This window comes from Pseudomonas sp. LBUM1673, from assembly GCF_059695645.1.
This window is the reverse complement of record NZ_CP166780.1, coordinates 970,851-993,823: the sequence shown is the minus strand read 5'-3', so window position 1 is coordinate 993,823 and position 22,973 is coordinate 970,851. Positions and strand designations below refer to the sequence as shown.

Sequence of the window (22,973 nt, the reverse complement as noted above, 5' to 3'; positions counted from 1 at the left end):
GAAGATCCACTGTGGGAGCGAGCCTGCTCGCGATAAACGATAACGCGGTATCAGGTGATAGGCGCCGGGTTGAACAAGGTGATGTCGTTATGCAGCTTATGCTGCTGCGCCCACGTCTGTTTCTTGCCGCTGGCCACGTCCAGGTAGTAGTGGAACAACTCCCAACCGAGGTCTTCAATCGACGCCCGTCCGGTGGCAATCCGCCCGGCATCGATATCGATCAAATCCGGCCAGCGCTGCGCCAGCTCGGTCCGGGTCGACACCTTCACCACCGGCGCCATCGCCAAGCCATAAGGCGTGCCGCGACCGGTAGTGAACACATGCAGGTTCATCCCCGCCGCCAACTGCAACGTCCCGCAGACAAAATCACTGGCCGGGGTCGCGCAGAAAATCAGCCCTTTACGCTTGACGCGTTCGCCAGGGCCAAGCACCCCGTTGATTGCGCTGCTGCCGGATTTGACGATCGAGCCCAAGGACTTCTCGACAATGTTCGACAACCCGCCCTTCTTGTTCCCCGGCGTGGTGTTGGCGCTGCGGTCCGCTTCGCCCTTGGCCAGGTAACGGTCGTACCAGTCCATTTCCCGCACCAGTTCCTGAGCGACTTCTTCGGTTTCCGCACGGGAAGTCAGCAGATAAATCGCATCGCGCACTTCGGTGACCTCGGAAAACATCACCGTCGCCCCCGCCCGCAACAACAGGTCTGAGGCATAACCGAGCGCCGGGTTGGCAGTGATTCCAGAGAACGCATCGCTGCCGCCGCACTGCATGCCGAGGATCAGCTCGGACGCCGGGACGGTTTCCCGACGACGCAGATCGAGCTTTTTCAAACGAGTCTCGGCCAGCGCCATGATCTGCTCGATCATCTCGGTGAAACCGTGGCTGGAATCCTGCAAGCGGTACAACCACGGCTCGCTCAAATCCACCGAACTGTCGTTCTCGTGCATCACCTGCCCGGCCTGCAATTTCTCGCAGCCCAGGCTGATCACCAGCGCTTCGCCACCCAGGTTCGGGTTGCGCGCCAGATTGCGTACGGTGCGGATCGGGATGTATGCGTCGGTGGCGGTGATTGCCACGCCGCAGCCGTAACTGTGGGTCAGCGCCACCACGTCATCGACGTTTGGGTACTTGGGCAGCAACTCATCCTTGATGCGTTTTACCGCGTGATCAAGCACCCCGGTGACGCATTGCACAGTGGTGGTGATGCCGAGAATGTTGCGCGTGCCGACGGTGCCGTCGGCGTTGCGGTAACCCTCGAAGGTGAAGCCTTCCAGCGGTGCCTGCGCGGCCGGCACTTCGGTGGACAGCGGCAGGCTGTCCAGCGGTGGCGCGGTCGGCATGCGCAATTGATCTTCCTTGACCCAGCTGCCGCGAGGAATCGGCTGCAACGCATACCCGATCGTCTGGCCGTAACGAATCACCTGACCACCCTCGGGAATGTCCTCGAGAGTGACCTTGTGGCTCTGCGGCACGAAATCCACGGTGACCAGGCCATCGGGGAATTCAGTGCCGGCCGGCACGCCCTGATCGTTGACCACGATCACCACATTGTCCCGCTCGTGCAGGCGGATGTAGCGCGGCGAGTCGGAATGTTCAATCAACTGCATGACGCCGCTCCTCAGGAATGCGCTTCAGATAACTTATTGTTGGTTTCAGGACCGCTGACAGGCGGCTCTTTGAGTACCACACGCTTGATCGGGCCAACGATCACCAGATAGCTGAATACGGCTACCAGCGCGTTGCAACCGACGAACACCAGCGCCCATTTGAACGAGCCGGTGGAGCTGATGATGTAACCGATAACGATCGGCGTGGTGATCGACGCGATGTTGCCGAAGGTGTTGAACAGACCACCGCTGAGACCGGCGATCTGTTTCGGCGAGGTGTCGGACACCACCGCCCAGCCCAACGCACCCACGCCTTTGCCGAAGAATGCCAGGGCCATGAAGCCGACGACCATCCATTCCACATCCACATAGTTGCAAGCCACGATGCTACTGGAAACCAGCAGGCCGGCGATGATCGGCGCCTTGCGGGCGAACGTCAGTGAATGCCCCTTGCGCAGCAGGTAATCGGAAATCACCCCGCCAAGCACACCACCGATGAACCCGCAGATCGCCGGCAGCGAGGCAATGAAACCGGCCTTGAGGATGGTCATGCCGCGTTCCTGCACCAGGTACACCGGGAACCAGGTCAGGAAGAAGTAAGTGATGCCGTTGATGCAGTACTGGCCCAGGTACACGCCGAGCATCATGCGGTTGGTCAGCAGCTGGCGGATGTAGTCCCACTTCGGACCGTCGCCTTTTTTGCCTTTGCCTTTGTCCTGGTCCATGTCGACCATGCCGCCGTTGTCGGCGATGTGCTTGAACTCGGCGTCGTTGATCATCGGGTGCTGGCGCGGGCTGTAGATCACCTTCAGCCAGATCCCCGAGAAGATGATACCGATCACCCCCATGACGATGAACACATGCTGCCAGCCGAAGCTGTAAACGATCCAGCCCATCAGCGGCGCGAACAACACGGTGGCAAAGTATTGCGCCGAGTTGAAGATCGCCGAGGCAGTGCCGCGTTCAGCGGTCGGGAACCAGGCCGCCACGATGCGTGCGTTGCCGGGGAAGGATGGCGCTTCGGCCAGGCCCACCAAAAAGCGCAGCATGAACAGCGCAACCACTGCCGTGGACATGCCGAACTCACCGACATAGCCCTGCAGCACAGTGAACAACGACCAGGTGAAGATGCTGAGCGCGTAGATTTTTTTCGAACCGAAACGATCCAGCAGCCAGCCACCGGGAATTTGCCCGGCCACGTAGGCCCAACCGAATGCGGAGAAGATATAACCGAGGGTGACCGCGTCGATGCCGAGGTCTTTTTGCAGGCTGGAGCCGGCGATTGCGATGGTGGCCCGGTCGGCGTAGTTGATCGTGGTCACCAGAAACAGCATGAGCAGGATCAAATAGCGGACGTGAGTCGGCTTGGTCGATTGCATTGTAGATGTACTCCCACTGATTATTTTTATGCGGGTAATAACAATTTTTTTGTCATATCTGGCTTTTGTGGGAGCCGGGCTTGCCCGCGATGCAGGCACCGCGCAGTGTCAGTCTCAACGCGGTGATGCTATCGCAGGCAAGCCAGCTCCCACAGGTACTGCGGTGTATCAGGAACCGATGTAGGCAGTCTTCACGACCGTGTAAAACTCTTGCGCATAGCGACCTTGCTCACGTGATCCATAGGATGAACCTTTACGCCCACCGAACGGAACGTGGTAATCCACGCCGGCGGTCGGCAGATTGACCATCACCATCCCGGCCTGGGAGTGGCGCTTGAAGTGGTTGGCATACTTCAGCGACGTGGTGGCGATGCCCGCCGACAGGCCGAATTCGGTGTCGTTAGCCATCGCTAGCGCCGCGTCGTAATCGGCCACGCGAACGATATTGGCCACCGGGCCGAAGATCTCTTCGCGGCTGATACGCATCGCAGCTGTGCTGTCGGCAAACAGCGTCGGCGCGAGGAAGTAGCCTTCGGTATCGCAGGTCACCAGACCACCGCCGCTGACCAGACGCGCGCCTTCGGACTGGCCGATGTCGATGTACTTCATGTCCTGTTCAAGCTGAGCCTGCGAGACGACCGGACCGATATCAGTGCCGGTTTTCAACGCGTGACCAACCTTGATCGACTTCATGCGCTCGGCCATGGCTTCGACGAATTTGTCGTGAATCCCGGCGGTGACGATGAAGCGGCTCGACGCGGTGCAACGCTGGCCGGTGGAGTAGAACGCGCTCTGTACCGACAGCTCGACCGCTTGCTTGAGGTCGGCGTCATCCAGAATGATCTGGGGGTTCTTGCCGCCCATTTCCAGCTGAACCTTGGCTTGGCGCGAGACGCAGCTGACAGCGATCTGACGACCCACGCCCACGGAACCGGTGAAGCTGATGCCGTCGACTTTCGGGCTTTGCACCAGCGCATCGCCAACCACACGACCGCTGCCCATCACCAGGTTGAACACGCCGGCCGAGAAACCGGCGCGGGAAATGATTTCGGCCAGCGCCCAGGCACAACCCGGTACCAGATCAGCAGGCTTCAGCACGACGCAGTTGCCGTAAGCCAGGGCCGGAGCGATTTTCCACGCTGGGATCGCGATCGGGAAATTCCACGGGGTGATCAGGCCGACCACACCCAACGCTTCACGGGTCACTTCAACGTTGACGCCCGGACGCACCGACGGCAAATAGTCGCCGGACAGGCGCAGGCATTCACCGGCGAAGAACTTGAAGATGTTGCCGGCGCGAGTCACTTCGCCGATGGCTTCGGGCAGAGTCTTGCCCTCTTCCCGGGCCAGCAAAGTACCGAGCTCTTCGCGGCGGGCGAGGATCTCGCTGCCGACTTTATCCAGTGAATCGTGGCGAGCCTGAATGCCCGAAGTGGACCAGGCCGGGAACGCGGCGCGAGCGGCGTCGATGGCGGCGCGGACCTGAGCCAGATCGGCCTTGGCGTAGTTGCCGATGGTATCGGTCAGTTCGGACGGGTTGATGTTGGCGCAGTAATCACTGCCCGCCACCCATTCGCCGTTGATGTAGTTATCGAAACGCTTTGAATCAGCCACGGAAATCTCTCCTCACGCAAAAAGCCGCTGATTGCTCAGCGGCCCTGGTTTTATCGAGTGTTATTGCGCACCTTGCTTGTCGATCAGCGCGGCGAGCATTTCGTACTCTTCGCCCGTCAGATCGGTCAGCGGCGCACGCACAGGACCTGCGTCATAGCCGGCAATTTTTGCCCCGGCCTTGACGATGCTCACCGCGTAACCGGCCTTGCGGTTACGGATGTCCAGGTACGGCAGGAAGAAGTCGTCGATGATTTTGCCGACGGTGGCGTGATCTTCGCGAGCAATGGCGTGGTAGAAATCCATCGCGGTTTTCGGGATGAAGTTGAACACCGCCGAGGAGTAAACCGGCACGCCCAGCGCCTTGTAGGCCGCGGCGTAGACTTCAGCGGTCGGCAAACCGCCCAGGTAGCTGAAACGATCACCGAGGCGGCGACGGATCGACACCATCAACTCGATATCACCCAGGCCATCCTTGTAACCGATCAGGTTCGGGCAGCGCTCGGCCAGACGTTCCAGCAAAGGAGCGGTCAGGCGACAGACGTTGCGGTTGTATACCACCACGCCGATTTTTACCGATTTGCATACCGCTTCAACGTGGTCGGCAACACCGTCCTGGCTAGCTTCGGTCAAGTAGTGCGGCAGCAGCAACAGGCCTTTGGCGCCCAGACGCTCGGCTTCCTGAGCGTATTCGATGGCTTGACGAGTCGAACCGCCGACACCGGCCAGGATCGGCACGCTGGTTTCGCAAGTGTCGACGGCAGTCTTGATGATTTGCGAATATTCGCTGGCCGCCAGAGAGAAGAACTCACCGGTGCCGCCCGCGGCGAACAATGCCGAGGCGCCGTATGGGGCCAGCCATTCGAGACGCTTGATGTAGCCCGCGCGATGGAAATCGCCCTGAGCATTGAAGTCGGTGACCGGGAACGACAGCAGCCCGGAAGAGAGGATGGACTTCAGTTCTTGTGGATTCATTATTCGAACACCCTGGATAGCACGTTGTGTGAAATAACCGTTCAGCCTTCGCCGAAGTTGTAGGTCATCGTACAACTTAAAATACAACCGTCAACTGCATTTCATCGCCGGTCTCAACATTTGAGTCAGAAAAGGTAATTCCTTGAGTCAACCGATCTGCGAAGGTGCAACAGCCGCAGACCCACTTCAGCGTTTTGCCAACGCCTTCAACTCGCTGTCGGTACTGCCCGCCTCAGATGCCGAGGCCAAGCTGATTCTTGGTGTCATGCAGAAGGAAATCGCCGCCGTCAATCAAGCGATCAGGGACGGTAAACAGCCTCACGAGGCTTATGATTCCCTCGGAGATACGTTGTCGGAAGAGTGGAACAAAATCACCGGCGGCGGCAGTTTCGTCTCGGCGCTGTTTCCATTGGGGGCGTTATCTGCCGATTGCCCGAGGGGCATGCGGTCTTCGATGCCAAACCCGGGGCTGCTGAACTGGCAGTGAGAGTGGATCGCTCAATTCTTGGGGCTGGCTGAAGTGACTGCGAAAGGGCCTGAGTCTTACTCTGAAATGCCTGGTCAAAATCGTTCTCGGCACGTCGTAAATGCGCCACGTACAGTGTGACCACTGCCATGAATGGATCGTGGCAGACTTCGCACGGAGAGCGATTATCATGACTTTTTCTATCCCGGTTCTTCCTCAGTTCCCTTCTCACGAGCCCGACAAAGCAATCGTCAAGCTATCGAACTTGAGTGATTCCTTGATAGTCCGCGTCCCGGATCCGAACGATATTCCGCCGAACTGGGATGTCTATCCAATCCTTGGGGCGAATACGGAAGCACCCGATTGGGAGGGTCTCGCAGAGACTACCGGCGTCTGGGATGATGCCAGCGACGACATGGCAAAGCTGACGGGAATTGAACTGCGAATCCCGAAAGTGGAACTGGAAAAGTACCAGAACACAGAAATCGAATTGCGTTACAAATTCGCGGATGAGTCCAGTCTGGAGCCGTGTTCGGAGCCCCTGAAACTGTATATCGAAGCCTGACCCTCTTCGCGCCTGATCGTTTAGCGGTCAGGCGCGTTTTTGTGCCAAGCGTCTTCCTGCCACGCACAATTTAACGCTGGGCCTGCGCCTCTTCATGGGCCTGACGCAGCCGTTCGCGGCTATTCGTCAGGTGCAAGCGCATCGCCGCCCGCGCCGCATCCGAATCCTGCCGGGCAATCGCATCGTAAATCTCTTCGTGCTCACGGCTCAGTCGACTCATGTAGTGCTGCTGGTCGTCGTGGGCCAGGCGCGCGGAGTTGAGGCGTGTGCGCGGAATAATGCTGGTGCCCAGGTGGGTCATGATGTCAGTGAAGTAGCGGTTGCCGGTGGCCAGGGCAATTTGCAGGTGGAACTGAAAGTCCGAGGCCACGGCATCGCTGGCGTGAGCAGCACTTTCATTGAGCGCGTCCAGCGCCGCACGCATCGCGGCCAGTTGCTCAGGGCTGCGACGTTGCGCGGCAAGGCCGGCAGATTCCACTTCCAGGCTGATACGCAATTCCAGAATCGCCAGCACATCGCGCAAGGTCACCACGGTCGCCGGGTCGATACGGAAACCGCTCGGGCTCGGCGTGTCGAGCACAAAGGTGCCGATGCCGTGGCGGGTTTCAACTTGCCCTGCGGCCTGCAAACGGGAGATAGCTTCACGTACCACGGTGCGACTGACGCCATGGGCATCCATGATCGCCGATTCGGTAGGCAACTTGTCGCCGCGTTTGAGGTGGCCATCGCGAATCTGTTCGGACAGCACCGTCACCAGTTCCTGCGCGAGGCTACGGCGCTTGCGCGGGAGGCGAGGTGCGTCGATCGGGTTTTCCATGGTGAACGTCTTTCTCGAAAATTCGGCTGAACCCGCATCATAGCTCAACACGGTTGTACGATCACCACCGCCTCTGTAGGAGCGAGGCTTGCCCGCGAAGGCCTTCACGCGGTTTCCGACTGAGGACCGCGTTATCGTTCTTCGCGGGCAAGCCTCGCTCCTACAGGTTCAGGCGGTGACGGCCTGGTCCACCAAATGGCCATTCTCGATGCGTACATGCCGTGGGTGGAAACGTTTCAGACTGCTGCGATGCCCGACGCTGACAATGCTCAAGCCCGGCAATTCATCGATCAACGCCTGATACAGCGATGCTTCATCCTCTTCATCCATCGCCGATGTCGCTTCGTCCATGTACAGCCATTGCGGCGCATAAAGTAGCGCACGGGCGAAGGCCAGCCGTTGCTGCTCACCCGGTGAGAGCATGCGCTGCCAGTGATTCGCTTCATCCAGACGCGAAACCAGGTGCGGCAAGCGGCAGGTTTCCAGCACGTGGACGTAGCGCTCGTGCGGGTAGGTGTCGCCCGGCTGTGGATAACTCAGCGCCTCGCGCAGGCTGCCAATCGGCAGATAGGGTTTTTGCGGCAGGAACAGATAACGCGCCGTCGGCAGACGGATGCTGCCGTGGCCAGCCGGCCAAAGATGCCCCATCGCCCGCAGCAACGTCGATTTACCACTGCCGGAACGCCCGCTGAGCATGACGCGCTCGCCCTCTTCCACGGTCATGTCGGCGCTGGTCAGCAGATGACGACCGTCAGCCAGGTCGAGCCCAAGGTTGTGCACCCTCAGCGCCGAACCCTGATTCTGCACATCGATGGCCGGTGCGCGCTCTTCGTTGTCGGTCATGGCCTGACGGAAACTCAGCAAACGATCACAGGTGGCGCGCCACTCGGCAAGGTCCTGGTACGCGCTGATGAACCAGCTGAAATTCTCCTGCACGTTGCCGAACGCGGAGTTGATTTGCATCAGCTCACCGAGCTCGATCTTGCCGGCGAAGTAACGCGGCGCAGCGACCATGAACGGGAAAATGATTGCGATCTGGGCATAACCGGAGGTGAAGAAGGTCAGGCGCTTGGACACTTTCATGATGTCCCAGAAGTTGTGCCAGACCAGGCCGAAGCGGCTGCTCAGACGACGGTTCTCATTGGGTTCACCGTTGTACAGCGCAATGCTTTCGGCATTCTCGCGGATCCGCACCATGGAGAAACGCAGGTCGGCTTCGAAACGTTGCTGGTTATTGTTGAGGCCGATCAAGCGACGGCCGATCACATGCGTCAGCCAGCTGCCGACGGCGGCATAAACCAGCGCGCACCAGAACATGTAGCCGGGGATCGTGAAGCCAAACACTTCGATGCTGCCCGACACGCCCCACAGAATGATCGAGAACGACACCAGACTGACGACGTTACGGATCAAACCAAGGCCCAGGCCCAAGGTGTTGGTAGTGAACTTGTTGAGGTCTTCGGAAATCCGCTGGTCTGGGTTATCGGTGTAACCGCCCTGCTCCAGCTGGTAGTAGTTCTTGTTGCCGAGCCAACGGGTGAAATGCTTTTCGGTGAGCCAGGCTCGCCAGCGAATAGTCAGCATTTGAGTCAGGTAGAGCCGATACACCGCGCCGAGAATCGCCACGGCGGCGATGCCGCAGAAATACAGGATCAACTCCCAGAACGCCGCTTCGTCCTTCTTCTGCAGGGCGTTGTAGAAATCCTTGTACCAACTGTTGATCCACACCGAAATCGCCACGCTGAACAACGACAACGCGATCACGGCGATCAGCAACGTCCAGGCCTTGCCCTTCTCTTCGCTGCGCCAGTAAGGCGTGGTCATCGCCCAGACTTTGCGAAAAAACTGCCCGCGCACCGCATCGTTGACCGCGGAATATTCAGCGTTCTGATTCATGGATAAGGCTCGATAAAGAAAAGAACACACACGAGCCGATCATAAATGAACGGCTCGGCTTATAACGAGGTGTGACAACAATTGTTCAGCGCCGGTTCAGCGACGGACCGGGCGCTTCTGCAGTTTGCGCTGCAGCGTGCGGCGGTGCATGCCCAAGGCACGGGCGGTGGCGGAGATGTTGCCTTCGTGCTCGGTCAATACGCGCTGGATGTGCTCCCACTGGAGGCGGTCCACGGACATCGGGTTTTCCGGCACCAGGGTGTCGAGGTCGGCGTGCTCGGAGAGCAACGCGGCCAGCACGTCATCGGCGTCCGCCGGTTTGCACAGGTAATTGCAGGCGCCGCGCTTGATCGCCTCGACGGCGGTGGCAATGCTCGAGTAACCGGTGAGGATCACCACGCGCATGTCCGGGTCGAGTTCCAGCAGTTTCGGTAGCAACACCAGCCCCGAGTCGCCGTCCATTTTCAGGTCCAGGGCGGCGTAATCCGGGATGTCAGCCTGAGCGATGATCAGGCCTTCTTCAGCGGAACCGGCAGTGCTGACGCGAAAACCACGGCGGGCCATGGCGCGAGCCATCACGCGGGTAAAGGTTGCATCGTCGTCTACCAGCAGCAAATGCGGCAGTTCTTCGCCTTCGACTTGGATCTCGTCACTCATGTTCGTCTCCTCGGGCGACACGGGGCAGGCGCAGCTCGGTGAGCGTGCCACCTTCCTCATGACTGTAGAGTTTCACTGAGCCGCCGGCGCGTGTCACGCTGGCCTTGCTCAAAAACAGGCCCAGGCCGAAACCTTTGCCCTTAGTGGTAAAAAACGGCTTGCCGATCTGCTCGGCAATGGCCAGTGGCACACCGGCGCCATGGTCGCGAATGCTGATGGTCAGGTCCTCGGCATTCCAGTCCAGGGTCACTTGCAAGCCTTCGGGACAGGCATCGGCGGCGTTGTTCAGCAAATTCAGCAGGGCCTGGGTCAGGTCCGGCGGCGGCGCCATGCGCGGCACGGTCCCCTGGCCCAGGCGCTGGAAGCGATAACTGGCTTCCGGGCGCATCAGGTGCCAGCGGTTCAGGGCTTCGTCGAGCCAGTCGGTGACGTCCTGCATCTCCACCGCCAAACGACGATTGGCTTCCGCCGCCCGAACCAACTGCTGCAAAGTCTCTTTGCAGAGTTTGACCTGATCCTGCAACACGCTCAAATCGTCCTGCAGCAACGGGTCGGGATGGTCCTGGCGCATTTCCTTGAGCAGCACGCTCATGGTCGCCAGCGGCGTGCCCAGTTCATGGGCGGCACCGGCAGCCTGGGTCGCGACGGCCAGCAATTGCTGATCGCGCAGACCTTCTTCGCGACGAATGGCGCGCAATTCTTCCTGACGACGCAGCTCTTCGGCCATGCGCGCGGCGAAGAAGGTGATGACTGCCGCCGCCAGGGCGAAGCTCAGCCACATGCCGTAGATCTGCAAGTTTTCCCGGGCGATCGGGAAGGTTTCCAGCGGATAGAACCGCGCCAGCAGCAGCGTATAAAGCGCCAGGGCGATACCCGACAAAATCACCGAATAGCGCCACGGCAAGGTCACGGCAGCGATGGTCAGCGGCACCAGGTAATAAGAAACGAACGGGTTGGTCGAACCGCCGGAGAAGTACAATAAGGCACTGTGGATAAACAGGTCGCAGGCCAGTTGCAGGGCATATTCCAGCTCAGTCACCGGCCACGAGGTGCGTAGACGAATCGCCGTGAACGCGCACAGCAGCGTCGAGCAACCCAGGGTCATTGCCAGTTGTACCCACGGCAACGGCAGCAGGTCGAACCAATAGGCCAGGCCTACGGAACCGGCCTGAGCGGCCAGCACCAACGTGCGGATGAACGTGAGCCGCCAGAGGTTCTGGCGAGTGGCGGAAGTGATTTGAACGGGGGCGAGCATGAGCTCTCCTGATGAGCGCTCCAGGCGGATCGCACGGAGTATAACCAAGCCACGGGCCTGAGAGGCGAAAGTGCGGCAAACGACCACAGCCACCAAGCAATGTATCTGTGACGAAGTACCCCTGTGGCGAGGGGGCTTGCCCCCGTTCGGCTGCGCAGCAGTCGCGGATCGGCTGACGCGGTTTGACTGATAAAACACGGGTGGCTGGTTTTGGGACTGCTTCGCAGTCCAACGGGGGCAAGCCCCCTCGCCACAGGGTCACCTGCATTCCATCTGTATAGAAGTTGTAACTGGGCGAACCAGGCCATTGAAGCTAGAGTCTGATGGTTTCACGCAGGTTCGGACCCTAACCCCTGCGCATCGTCCAAGGAGCTTTTCATGCACACATTGCGCCGCAGCGCCGCCCTTCTTGCCTTAAGCGTTGGCACCGTCGCCAGCCTCCCGGCCCTGGCCGTCGACGAGTTGCATTACAACCAGATCTCCCTGCGCGCCGAAGTCAGTCAGGAAGTGGCCCGCGACCTGATGATCGTGACCCTCTACACCGAAGAGCAAAACACCGACCCGGCCAAACTCGCCGCCGACGTCAGCACCACCATGAACAAGGCGCTGGCCCAGGCTAAAGAAGTCAAAGACATCACCCTGCGTCAGGGCAGCCGCAACAGCTACCCGATCTACGACACCAAAGGCCAGAAAATCACCGGCTGGCGTGAACGCGCCGAACTGCGCCTGGAAAGCTCGGACTTCGCCGCCCTGTCCAAACTCACCGGCGAACTGCTCACCGACCTGAAAATGGGCGGCATGGACTTCGCCATCGCCACCCCAACCCGCAAAGCCAGCGAAGACGCCCTGCTCAAAGAAGCCGTGACCGCCTTCAAGGCCCGCGCCCAACTCACCACCGACGCCCTGGGCGGCAAGAGCTACAAAATCGTCAACCTGAACCTCAACAGCAACGGTTATCCACAACCGTACATGCGCGGGCCGATGATGATGAAAGCCGCCGGCATGGATTCAGCGCCAGTGACGCCCGAGGTTGAAGCGGGCACCAGCCAGGTCAGCATGACGGCGGATGGGGCGATTGAAGTGTTGATGCAGTGATTCGATAACCCGAACACAAAAACGGCGATCACCGAAATGATCGCCGTTTTTTATTGCCTGGCGGAAGCCGGGGGGGTGTCTGATGATTTGTAATGATGAATCCGCCGCCATCGCCCGGGATCTCACGGTCGATCGCTGAGTTATAGAAAACAACTCTATACGAGCGCCAACATTTCTGAAGGAAACAACTTACACGCTTTCAGGAAACATCTCTCATCAAATTAAGGCATACCGCTCAGCCACTGTAAGATGGATCTGTTTTTTCCACACACCATTTCCTGCCAACTTTAACCGAGCTAATATCCAGTTATAGATAGCTCTTGCCGTACACCAACCACCCAACCAATTCATTATGTGCAGTTGAATTTCCACCCATTAAAATCAGGCTCATGTCATTCCTAAAAGCATGAGACAACAGTCTTGACCATCGACCCCACTCGCCAACAATGGAACCCTATGAAAAACATTGTACTGATAGGCGGACATGACGAGACCTTCATTCACTACGAAGGCTTAGGCTTTAACTTCATCGTCCTACAACTTCCTGAGTCATTAGGCAAAAACCTCGTTGCACTTACCAACCATATTCATCTCGTCAATGACCTCTCCGAAATCACCATCATCGAAAAAATGGATAAAATATTAAAAACGCAACCTGTCGATTTCATTTTTTCATTCACGGAGGATGGGCTGCTACCCGCCGCACGTGTCAGTCAACATTACGCCATCCCGGGCATCGATTACGAAACCTGCGAAATATGCATCTGCAAACCTTTGATGCGATCCAGGCTGAAACATACTGAATTCGCCGTTGCCAGCAAGATCTGTAGAACCAGAAGGGACGTCAAAGCGTTTTTCAACTGCTATCCAAACGGAATGGTCTTAAAAGACCCAACGGGCTCAGGTAGCGAAAACGTCTTCATCATCAAAGACTCTGCGTCCCTGCTCGATACGCTGGAGAGACTCAATCAGGAAAATTTCGTCATGCTGGCGGAAGAGTTTTTAAACGGACGGGAAGTCAGTGTCGAAACACTGACCATCGATTCACAACACCAAGTCCTCGCCGTCACTAATAAACAACTATACAAAACATCGCTCGCAGAAGAGCAGCACATCATCTCGCCGGACAATCTCGACAGCGACACATTCAGAGAATTGAGCCGTTATTGCGAGCGCCTGCTGACCGCAATCAATCACACACATGGTCCTTGCCATATTGAAGTAACAATAGCGGATGGAGAATTTCACCTGATAGAGGTCAACAACCGCGTCGGTGGCGATTACATAGGATTGTTGGTCGAGCTCACAACAGGCGTTGATCTTTTTAGAGAAACACTGCGCTTCCATAGCCATGAAGCCAAATCAGACACTAACGACGCTCAACTGACACACTACAAATTCGCGGGCTCTCATCTCTTTTATGAACCACTGAACCCGGACCTGATCAGGAATTACATGCAGGAAGTGGACATCATCAGACTAGTAATGGGTGAAGCCAATCCCCCGCTGGGCAGACCGCAAATCAATGATGACAAAATCGGCCTGGTGGTCATTGCCAGCAATGATTGCAAGAAGTTCTATACCGCCATTGAACACCTGAACAGATTAAGTTCCGCAAGTTAATTGCCAACAAAAGGAATAGACAATATGGAAGTTATCTCTAGAAGCGACATCGCCCCCCTCAACAGCGTGGTGGTGAATGGCGCCTTACACGATTTGGGTGTTGTAAAAATATTCTCCCAACATCCTACGCTGGCCCAGTTCATTTCGTCCAAAAGCGAGCTGGCCCTTAGCTGGGTCAGACTCGAAAAAGACCAGGAACTGTCGGTTCACCAACATCCCGAGGCGAGTCTGATCCTGATTTGTGACGGCTCAGGAAAAACCCTTGGAGATACAGAACGAAATATTGAAGCAGGCGATATGGTGCTGGTGCCGCCCCACTCGCTGCACGGTTTCAAAGGCACCAACGATGGTTTCTGGGCACTCTCCATCCAGTTCAACGGTAAGGCCCTGTACGAGGACACCCTCCAACCGAAGGTCGTCTTCAATACTCAAGAAACAGTCAATGCCAAGCCCACCGACGCGCTGTTAAAAGATAACGATGGTTATCTGGAGAGTTTCAGGAACAGTCGGCTGCTTTCGCTGATCAATTCGCCGTCGATCGATCAGCCCGAAGTACGTGAAAGGCTTCTCGATTGCCTACAGACCTGGTCAGACATGTTTCAGAACCTGCTGCATATACGTGTGGCGATGACGCTTGATCCTGCACACAAGAAAATCGCGCTTGAACACCTAGTGGAAGAACTGGGACACAACAACAACCTGCGCAATCAGCGCGATTCAACTCACTCGCCCATATGGGACGCGGCATTCCTGTCCACCATGGAATGGTTCAGGCATCAAATGCTCTACAAGAACGACATGGTCAAGACATTGCTGATGCACATCGTGCTGGAAGGCAGCGGCGAGATTTTCCATAGCGAGGCGGCCCGTGTGTTTGCCAGCATGCCCCACTTTCAAGAGCACGGTGAAGATGACGGCAGCCACGTCAGTATGGGCATAGAACTGCTGAATCAGGCATCGCCCAAAGAAATAGAAGAGCTGCGTGAAACCCTGAGCGAAGGGTGGAACATGATCACTCTGCTTTGCGACCGGTTTGCCGACATCGCCTGCGCTGACCACTCGCATCGTGCAATGGATACAACACCTCCAACCAAGCCGGCATACAACTGACCCCATGAAGATTGCAGAAATCCTGAACACAATTTTATGGTTTCAGATCCCTGAACTTGAACGCCATCGAGGCGCGCGGTCTGTACACGCGTCCCGCTGGCAGCGCTGGCGTCGCGCTGCGATACAGGATGCAGGGAAAGAAACGGGGAAGGACAGGCTTCACCTCAGGATTTTTGCGGCCCTCAGACAAGATATCGTGTTGGCGTTTGTAGCCATCGGTCTGCATACCGCGGCGGCGTTTGGCGCCGCCATTATCCTCAAGTCGTTACTGGCGCGGCTCATACAAGACGACTTGGCGGTCATGTCGAACATCGCACTCGGTGCCACCTGCATGGCGCTGACCTACTGCGCCTGGCTGGCGCTCAACCACTCGTTTTTTCTGGCTGAACTGGTGGGTGTTGGCGGTCGCTCTTATGTGGAACAACGCCTTCTGCTCAAAAAGAACAGTGCACTGGGTGGCTCGTCTCCACTTAGCCTCACCACGCTGTTTGACCGCGAAGCGGCACGTGTCGAATCTTCATGGTCTGGACTTATAACAATCTCGCTGGCACTCGCCACGGTCATCTTTACCTCAACATTCTTCTTCTTTGCCCTAGGCGTCAGTGCCTTGGCCGCGTTGGCGGTCATTGCCGTCAGTTCATTAGCCGTGTTCTGGATGGCTCAACGACTGAGCATGACCTATGCACAACTGTCGCTGAACGCCACGCAACGCATCGAGATAGGCGCGTTCGCCCAAAAAAACCGACGTCAGGCCTGGCTTAAGAACTGGAATGCCAAACTGATAAGCGACTACGCCGACAAACGAAACCTCGAAGCAGCGTCGCTGAAAAAAGCGGCCCGCTTGGTGGCGGCGATCAGCTTGATCTCGACGATGACGCCCATTGCGGCGCTGCTCAGTGCGGCACTGTTGCAGCTAGTCTATCTGGGTCACATCGATGCGCCGGGAGTATTGGCGGCCATTGCATTGATTGGCGGCTTGAGATCCGTCGCCAATAACATTCCGGATATTGTGCAAAGCATCTCTCAAGGATTTGTCGGGCACAAAAACATTGAGCATTTCCTTCGTGACAATCACGCCGACTCGTCCCCCCTTGCACGGGTACAGCTACCGACCACCCAAGCTAAACATATTGCGATTGTCGGGACCGCTAGCAGCGGCAAGACCTCGGTGCTACGAAACCGAGCGCAATGTCTTGACGACACTGACGGCCGAGCAATCTTCATTCCGGACGAGCCGTGGATATTTGCCGGAGGGCTTCGCGAGAACCTGAGCCTTTACCGCAGAGACTTTTCAGACGACGAGGTCTGCCGCGCCCTCACTCTGTCCCGCTTGCCCGAGCACTTTTACGTTGATTACCTGAGAGAGCTCACCCATGGCGCAGAGGGCAACTGGGACGTTTCCAGAGGCCAGGGAAAGCGCCTTGAGTTGGCCAGAGCCTTGGTCGCACAACCGCAATGGATCTTTATTGACCAACCCACTTCAGGTCTGGACGAAAACCTCGCGGCGGGCCTGCTTGTTTCACTTCTGCAAGGTCCATGGCGCAATACCAACGTCATTTTCGTCACGGACAAACAGGAAGAGAAAGTGGCCGCGCAAGAAATCTGGACAGTGGCGGGCGGCAGCATTTCGCACGTGCAAACCAATCAACTTGCAACGCGTTCGAGACTTGCTGGCACCCGCACCGAAAACCTCACCCCGATTGTTCCGGCAGACGAAGCAGAGCCTCTCTCTGTACCCGAGCCGTCAGATCCTGCTGCGACACGCTCAAGGTCAATCACAAAAAGCCTGCTGGATTTCGGCCTATGGAGAATCACGTTGATAGCCTTCGTGCTATTCGCCCTTAAAGAAGTTTTTACCATTGCGGGTGATTACATTATTGCCAGCGGTTACCTGACCACACACTTGCAGCTGTCCTTGATCGGGCTGGTCAGTGTTTTAGTGGTGAGTGCTGTCCTATCGATTTTCGGGGCGCTGAATACCGTCAGGAAAAGTATTGATGCAGCCTCAACCCAATGCATTCATTACTTCTCGAATTTGATGAATCCAAGCCTGGACCACACTCTGGCTCAAGAAGTTAATCGTGACAGCCAGAACAAGCTGACCTGGGATCAGCGTCGCGTCGACGAGGTTCTGCCGGTGTTGCTACTGGAAACGCTTGGCGCTGCAACCTTGCTGTCGATAACAATCGGCTACGTCATGCTGAACAACCTCTATGTACTGCTGCCGTTCATTGTCATCGGTCTTTGTTACTGGTATGGCGCAAGACAATCCGGCGAGTTACTACAGCGATTCAATACCGGGGAAATCGACGCCACGTCCACCTTGTTTTCACATGTTCAGGCACTGAATTGGGCGGGTGGTCGATTTGATAATGCACACAACAATTCGATGATTCTGGATTGGTTGTCACTCAGTCTGGTCACTCGTGCATCCGCCTCGCTGGACAATGCTGCAACGCGACGCTGGTATAGCTACAAGCTGGATTTGATGGGCGTTTTTTTCCTGTCTAGCATCGTCGCGTCAACGATTTACTTCCATTTAACGGGCACGGTCAGCATGGCGAACGTTTTGGCAATCAGTCTCTCCTACAGCCTTATTGCTATTTTTTCACGACTCGGCAGATGCCTCGTTGAACTCAGGCAAGTCCTGGACAGTGCTGATCGACTGGTAGTTGCCAGCCTTCAACCGCGAACTTCGCCGGTGCAAACAAAGGTCGGTTCAAATGCTCCGTTAGTGTCTTTTTCCGATGTCACGTTCGTTAACCCGAACAGCGGCTCAACGGTGCTCGAACAGTTCAACCAATCGTTCCATGAGAATGAAGTCGTTGTGATCATGGGTACCAGTGGCGTCGGAAAGTCCACGTTTGCCAACCTGATAGTGGGCAGTTTGCTCCCGAGCCAAGGGCAGATATCCACACTGGGTGACACCGATGGGTATCTGACGCGCCAGCATGCGGAAGACGTCCAGCTACTGACCTCCAACCCCGTGTTTAAACCAGGTTCGTTGGCGCAGCACTTTAACAACCCGTCACTGGAAGAACTCAATCAACGCGTGACCTATCTCGGGCTCTCGGATATTGTCGAGCAATTGCAGGATGGCTTTAATCAACATATCCCCTGGAGTGGTGAAATAAACCTGAGCAAGTCAGAACTGCAACGACTGGCATTGCTTGACCTGACCCTCAACACCCCGGCGATCGTCATACTTGATGAAGCGACTTCAGAACTTAACAGCGCGGATGAAGTTCAGTTGATTCACAAGCTCATTTCTGCGCTGCCAAATACGCTGTTTTTCATCATTACTCACAACCCCGAGCTTTCCGCACTCGGCAACAGAAACTTCAATTTCAATCACGAAAAACGGCTGGTTGAAAAAACGGCATAAAAAGCCCCCGAATAAATCCTCACGAGTGGTTATACAAGGATCGTAAACATGGAGTTGCACGCGCAACGAGATGCGTTTTGTATCAGCTATGGTGTCTCTCGCCCACAACTACCCCTGTGTGGAATAGCCCATTGGGAAGCAACACTCAAAGGAACGATGGTTCAGCATAGCGCCCTGCATGGGGAACAGGCTTATGTAGCCCCGGGCTTTTTTTACCTACCGGTTTCCGAACGCCCCGATCCGCACTACCTGAACTCGCTTGCACAAGAGGCACACTCCGCCGACTGGCTGCTAGTACCGTCCATGGAAAAGTCGACAGAGTCGATACGGCAGCAATATGAACAAGAAATTATTCCGGTGCCCTTCATGCAAGTCGCCTACCTGCAGGTTGAGGGAACCCTGGATGAGTGTTTGCTCACGTCCATGGGCAGAAAACACTACAAAGAAATGATGCGCCTGACACGCCGGGCCGAAGACCTCTGTCATACGCAGGTATACCGCCTTGGCGAATTGTCCGAGAACAGCGAGGTGCTGGCGGCGTTTTCACTTCTTCAATCCTTCAATGTGGATAAATACCAGCACGTCAAAAACCTCTATTCGCTGGAGGCAATACAGGCATTGGCACGGTCGACGGAAGGTTCAAAGTACTACATCAAAATGAATTACGAAAAAACGACCCATGCACCGATCTATGGCTCGCTCAGTTACGCTGATGAACAACGCGGGATTTTCTCGCAACTGGTTCAGGGTCAAGACCGAAGCCAGGTTCCGGCGGGGCTGAACCTGTACGTTAGCGATTACTACCAACTATACAAAGTGGCGGAATCACTGGGTTTCAAGAACAACTGCCTGGGGCGGGGAGCAATCGATATAAAGAGACGAATGGGAGCCAACCGGGTAGTGAACCTGGAGAACTGGCTGATTCCGATCCGAACGAACAACCCGTATCAGATGCATGAATTTTCAAGTACGAGAGACAGCTAACAAGGAGTTTTTAATGTCTTTTTTCGATATCAACAAGCAACTTTACAGTGTTCACAGGATAGAGAACGGCGTCTCTATCCTGGATTACTCAACGTCGACCTTTGACCTGGCAGGGACACTTCAGCAAACCTTGGTCAATCGCTACAACCTCGAAACCGACTTTTCACTGAACAAAATACATGAATGCCTGAGCCGGGAAGAAATCAGCAATCATCTGGAAGACTCCGGCCATTGGCATGACCCTCTGCAAACACTCGGGGCACCGATGATCGAGGCGTATTACAAGTTTGTTCATTGGCTAAGCGACCATCTGGGGTTTGATTTCGTATTCGAACACAACCCATTGGTCCGCTATCACATCCCCACCAAACTGGATGATCGATACAGGTTGCCGGATGGCGAACTTTTCACCCATCACTCGGACACGCTGCTGGGAGATTATTTTCAACAGATCAACATGTGGCTGCCATTTTGTGACGTGAAAAATACCGGCGCGCTCAGCGTTTGCTCCAGAACTGCCAGCATCAACACCCTTAAAACCTTCGCCCAAGAGCAGGGTTATACCTACGACGAATACAAAGAAAGTCGGGTCGCTTTTTTTGACTATGCAAAGCAACGTCCGCAACTGATGGCCGACCTGCGCACTGACGCTATGCCGACCAACCTTCGTTACGGTCAATGCTTGATGTTTGACCCCCGGATTCTGCACGGGACCGCAGAGAACACGGAAAACATGACGCGAGTCAGCATGGACTTCAGGATTGTCCCCATGGACGACTACGAATCCATCATCAAGGAGCTCGAACGTCAAGGTGGACGCCCCAATAGCTATGAAGGTGAAGGCTTGATCAAGGGCGAGTTCTACAACGCACTGACCGCGCGAGAAATTATAAAAAATTAATGTCCCACTTCGCCCTAAAACATCATAAGAACATCAATCAGGGAATAGATTATGACCACGGCTCTCGCCTGGCTGGACGGAGAATACCTCCAGCACGACCAGATGAACTTGTCGCCCATCACACACTCGCTATCCTATGCCTCCTCAGTCTACGAAGGCATGCGCAGTTATGGCGGTAAGGTATTCAAGTGCGAGGAGCATTTACAACGGTTACAACAGTCAGCCCGTTTGTTCAAACATGACCTGTATTACACCAACGCAACGCTGACTGAGGCGTGCAATGAACTGCTCAAGCGCAACGAGCTGCAAGACGCGTACATTAAAATCATTGTGTTTTATGACGCAGCCGACGTCAGTTTCATGGGTCGCGGTTGCCGCAGCAAAGTGGTGATATTCGTCCTGCCATTTGCTCCGAAGGCAGCGACCACACCTTACAGGCTCACGACCGCCAGTTGGAGACGCGCCCCCACCGATTGTCATCCGTATCAAGCCAAAACCTCGTCCACCTATGCGATCAGTTTTTTGAGCTTCCGTGATAAAGATGAGGCGTTTGACGATGTGCTATTTCTCTCGACCAGCGATACGGTCTGCGAGTCCAGTGGTTCCAATATCTTTTTTGTGAAGGACAGCAAACTTATTACACCGACGACCGAAATGGCACTGGCGGGCATCACCCGCCGCGTCATCATCGATGAGCTGTGCCCGGTGCTGGATCTGCAAGTGATACAGAGGGACATTTCGAGTTCAGAATTGGGCCATTTTGATGGTGCCTTCTTATGTGGCACAGCAATGGAAATCACTGAAGTCAGCTGCATTGACGGTGTGCATTATGAAAGGAACCAGTGGGTCGAGTTGTTGGCAACCCAATACAGAAAGAGCGTGATGCACACACTGCCCTAACCTTCGGGGGAGGCTCCCCCGAAGGTTTAGCGGGTTTTGGCGCCGCAGAACAGAGGAACGAACGGTACCCGCCTACGCTTGCGGATCGACGTTATCCAACGCCCGATTCACCGCCAACTCCGCCAGCATGATGATCTGTTGAATTGCCAACACAGTGTTGCGCTGTGGGCCAATCAGGTTTGTTGCGAAATCGCTGGCCAGGACACTGGCCGAGGCCAATGACTCGCAAGCTTGAGCCAGGAGACTTTCAGTGTCGCTGCCTGGGGAAACCAGGAACATCGTGCTGGGGCGACGAGGTTTTGCGGCGTAAGGTTTGGGCGGATCGAGGTAGTAGTCGAGTGCACGCCTTATGGCTTCGCGGTCTTTGAGTAGCTCTTCGGTACGCAAAGCTTCGGCGTTGGGTGTGGTGGTGTTGAAGGGTGGATCCGGGATTAACTTATCCATATAAAAACTCCTACTTGCGAGTGGGAGCCATCCATTTGTCGTTTCCACACGACAAAAAGGTGGCAGCTGTACGCAGGGTGGAAAACCGGTAAGTAGGCACCCGGCCAGACCGAAGTCTGCCCACGCACAGCCGCCATGACGCAGTTTGCAGACGAAAGAAGACGTCGGCAATGGTTACGATGGTCCAGCTATGCGGCTACTAAGAGTTCCAGGTTTCCACGCCTGGTCGCTGAAATCGCAGCGACGGCCAAAGGTTAGAAGGACCGCTTCCTACCCGGCAACCTGAAAAAGGCGTGGGAAAGCCCTGGTCTTCTTACACATCGTTCAACACAAAAAATGGAATGTAGAGCGTCCCGGGCGGCATGCCCTACGCAAAATGGACTGCGCCAAAAAACTCGGACTTCCCCTACACCCGAAACCGAATCCGCCGGCATCTCTACTTGAGCTATCTCGCCAAAGTCGCCCGTCTCCAAGGAACGGGACACGAGCGTGAAGAAACTCATACCCAAAGACCTGCTCGCCAGTCAGCGCGGCCATGTACTCGACAGCCGCCAAGCCACCGACGAGCTGCGCCAGATCCTGAGCTACCCCGATGAGCTGCAGGGTTTCGACGACTTGCTGAACGCCATCGGTGCGAACCGCTCCAATTACATGCAGTCAGGCAACCAGCAAAAACTCATCAACGCCGTGAGCAATGGTGATTGGGTATTGGTGAAGCCGCGCGTCGATCCCGATAACGGCGGCGCTTCATGGAACGGCTTCAAAACCAAACCCGAACCACCACCGGCTCAGCATTTGGTCGAAGACCACGACTTCACCCTGCCTAATCCGGTGGAGTCGGGCTTTCACATCATCCAACACCCCATGAGCCTCGACGCCTTAGAGCGTTCGCTGTACGAAAAAGTTGAAACGTTTGGAGTCGGCGGTGTTGTCTGCGCACTCATAGTGGCTGGATCCACCGCGAGTCTGGTGGGCAATGGCGCAGGTCATGAGGCAGAAATACTTGGCGAAGCACTTTATGAGTTCACAACTCAATGAACAGACCGGAGCTTGTCCTTAATATTGTTTCCGGCAGCTTTTTAATGCTCATTTTGCTCAATCTGAGCATTCTGCTTTACGTCGCTTTTTTCAAACTTGAAGAAATTGAGCAGAGATTTATGCGCTCCCGGCTAGTGAGCATCAATCGAAGGTTTTTAGGTAATGATCCAATCGGACGCCTCTACAGACTGTCCCAGATAAGCGGATTGATCACTCGACCGAGGCGCTGCCACCACGAAGACCCGCCAGCAAACGAAGACATCATCGG

The 22,973-nt window shown here is 56.0% G+C and carries 18 protein-coding genes and 1 pseudogene; 10 read left to right on the top strand and 9 right to left on the bottom strand.

Annotated features, from left to right (window positions below; translation table 11 throughout):
• Positions 1–50: 50 nt before the first annotated feature.
• The 4 genes from garD to kdgD all read right to left on the bottom strand — a co-directional run bounded on the left by garD (position 51) and on the right by kdgD (position 5,569).
• Positions 51–1,604 (bottom strand): galactarate dehydratase, encoded by a 1,554-nt coding sequence (gene garD / locus ACA044_RS04360; protein ID WP_497445303.1) that lies wholly within the window; start codon positions 1,602–1,604, stop codon positions 51–53.
• Positions 1,605–1,615: 11 nt separating this feature from the next.
• On the bottom strand, positions 1,616–2,983 hold the full coding sequence (locus tag ACA044_RS04355; protein ID WP_008015294.1) for an MFS transporter: 1,368 nt from the start codon (positions 2,981–2,983) through the stop codon (positions 1,616–1,618).
• Between the two features lie 168 nt (positions 2,984–3,151).
• Complete coding sequence (locus tag ACA044_RS04350) at positions 3,152–4,597, bottom strand: aldehyde dehydrogenase family protein (protein WP_497445302.1); 1,446 nt, start codon at positions 4,595–4,597, stop codon at positions 3,152–3,154.
• A 60-nt stretch (positions 4,598–4,657) separates the two neighbouring features.
• Positions 4,658–5,569 carry a 5-dehydro-4-deoxyglucarate dehydratase gene (gene kdgD / locus ACA044_RS04345; RefSeq protein ID WP_497445301.1) on the bottom strand — a complete coding sequence of 304 codons (912 nt, stop codon included), beginning with the start codon at positions 5,567–5,569 and terminating at the stop codon, positions 4,658–4,660.
• Positions 5,570–5,717: 148 nt separating this feature from the next.
• Between kdgD and ACA044_RS04340 the strand changes: the two are divergent.
• Together ACA044_RS04340 and ACA044_RS04335 are read left to right on the top strand one after the other, a co-directional pair.
• Positions 5,718–5,984 (top strand): annotated as a pseudogene (locus ACA044_RS04340) (phospholipase); the annotation flags it as partial.
• Between the two features lie 241 nt (positions 5,985–6,225).
• On the top strand, positions 6,226–6,600 hold the full coding sequence (locus tag ACA044_RS04335; protein WP_497445300.1) for a hypothetical protein: 375 nt from the start codon (positions 6,226–6,228) through the stop codon (positions 6,598–6,600).
• A 70-nt stretch (positions 6,601–6,670) separates the two neighbouring features.
• Here the strand turns inward: ACA044_RS04335 and ACA044_RS04330 are convergent, their stop codons facing one another.
• The 4 genes from ACA044_RS04330 to ACA044_RS04315 form a co-directional block, all read right to left on the bottom strand.
• Positions 6,671–7,417: a FadR/GntR family transcriptional regulator gene (locus tag ACA044_RS04330; RefSeq protein ID WP_497445299.1), complete on the bottom strand. Its 747-nt coding sequence runs from the start codon at positions 7,415–7,417 to the stop codon at positions 6,671–6,673.
• 168 nt (positions 7,418–7,585) lie between these two features.
• Positions 7,586–9,313, bottom strand: coding sequence for an ABC transporter ATP-binding protein/permease (locus ACA044_RS04325; RefSeq protein WP_497445298.1), 1,728 nt, complete (start codon positions 9,311–9,313; stop codon positions 7,586–7,588).
• Between the two features lie 96 nt (positions 9,314–9,409).
• A complete protein-coding gene (locus tag ACA044_RS04320; RefSeq protein ID WP_305423561.1) occupies positions 9,410–9,970 on the bottom strand; it encodes a response regulator transcription factor in 561 nt (186 codons plus the stop codon).
• Positions 9,963–11,225: an ATP-binding protein gene (locus tag ACA044_RS04315; RefSeq protein ID WP_497445297.1), complete on the bottom strand. Its 1,263-nt coding sequence runs from the start codon at positions 11,223–11,225 to the stop codon at positions 9,963–9,965. The genes ACA044_RS04320 and ACA044_RS04315 overlap by 8 nt, the downstream gene beginning before the upstream one ends.
• Before the next feature lie 378 nt (positions 11,226–11,603).
• Here ACA044_RS04315 and ACA044_RS04310 point away from each other — a divergent pair, with 378 nt between their 5' ends.
• The 7 genes from ACA044_RS04310 to ACA044_RS04280 all read left to right on the top strand — a co-directional run bounded on the left by ACA044_RS04310 (position 11,604) and on the right by ACA044_RS04280 (position 21,223).
• Positions 11,604–12,320, top strand: coding sequence for an SIMPL domain-containing protein (locus ACA044_RS04310; protein WP_497445296.1), 717 nt, complete (start codon positions 11,604–11,606; stop codon positions 12,318–12,320).
• A gap of 420 nt (positions 12,321–12,740) precedes the next feature.
• A complete protein-coding gene (locus ACA044_RS04305) occupies positions 12,741–13,943 on the top strand; it encodes an ATP-grasp domain-containing protein (protein WP_497445295.1) in 1,203 nt (400 codons plus the stop codon).
• 24 nt (positions 13,944–13,967) lie between these two features.
• The gene (locus ACA044_RS04300; protein ID WP_497445294.1) at positions 13,968–15,053 is read left to right on the top strand and encodes a cupin domain-containing protein; all 1,086 of its coding nucleotides are present in this window, start codon (positions 13,968–13,970) and stop codon (positions 15,051–15,053) included.
• Positions 15,054–15,057: 4 nt separating this feature from the next.
• On the top strand, positions 15,058–18,438 hold the full coding sequence (locus tag ACA044_RS04295; RefSeq protein WP_497445293.1) for an ATP-binding cassette domain-containing protein: 3,381 nt from the start codon (positions 15,058–15,060) through the stop codon (positions 18,436–18,438).
• A 48-nt stretch (positions 18,439–18,486) separates the two neighbouring features.
• Positions 18,487–19,422 (top strand): hypothetical protein, encoded by a 936-nt coding sequence (locus ACA044_RS04290; RefSeq protein WP_497445292.1) that lies wholly within the window; start codon positions 18,487–18,489, stop codon positions 19,420–19,422.
• A gap of 13 nt (positions 19,423–19,435) precedes the next feature.
• A complete protein-coding gene (locus ACA044_RS04285) occupies positions 19,436–20,323 on the top strand; it encodes a phytanoyl-CoA dioxygenase family protein (protein ID WP_497445291.1) in 888 nt (295 codons plus the stop codon).
• A gap of 51 nt (positions 20,324–20,374) precedes the next feature.
• Positions 20,375–21,223 carry an aminotransferase class IV gene (locus ACA044_RS04280; RefSeq protein WP_497445290.1) on the top strand — a complete coding sequence of 283 codons (849 nt, stop codon included), beginning with the start codon at positions 20,375–20,377 and terminating at the stop codon, positions 21,221–21,223.
• 72 nt (positions 21,224–21,295) lie between these two features.
• Here the strand turns inward: ACA044_RS04280 and ACA044_RS04275 are convergent, their stop codons facing one another.
• A complete protein-coding gene (locus ACA044_RS04275) occupies positions 21,296–21,667 on the bottom strand; it encodes a DUF6124 family protein (protein WP_497445289.1) in 372 nt (123 codons plus the stop codon).
• Between the two features lie 489 nt (positions 21,668–22,156).
• On the opposite strand from ACA044_RS04275, the gene ACA044_RS04270 reads away from it, so the two are divergent.
• Positions 22,157–22,705 (top strand): hypothetical protein, encoded by a 549-nt coding sequence (locus ACA044_RS04270; RefSeq protein WP_497445288.1) that lies wholly within the window; start codon positions 22,157–22,159, stop codon positions 22,703–22,705.
• Positions 22,706–22,973 lie beyond the last annotated feature (268 nt).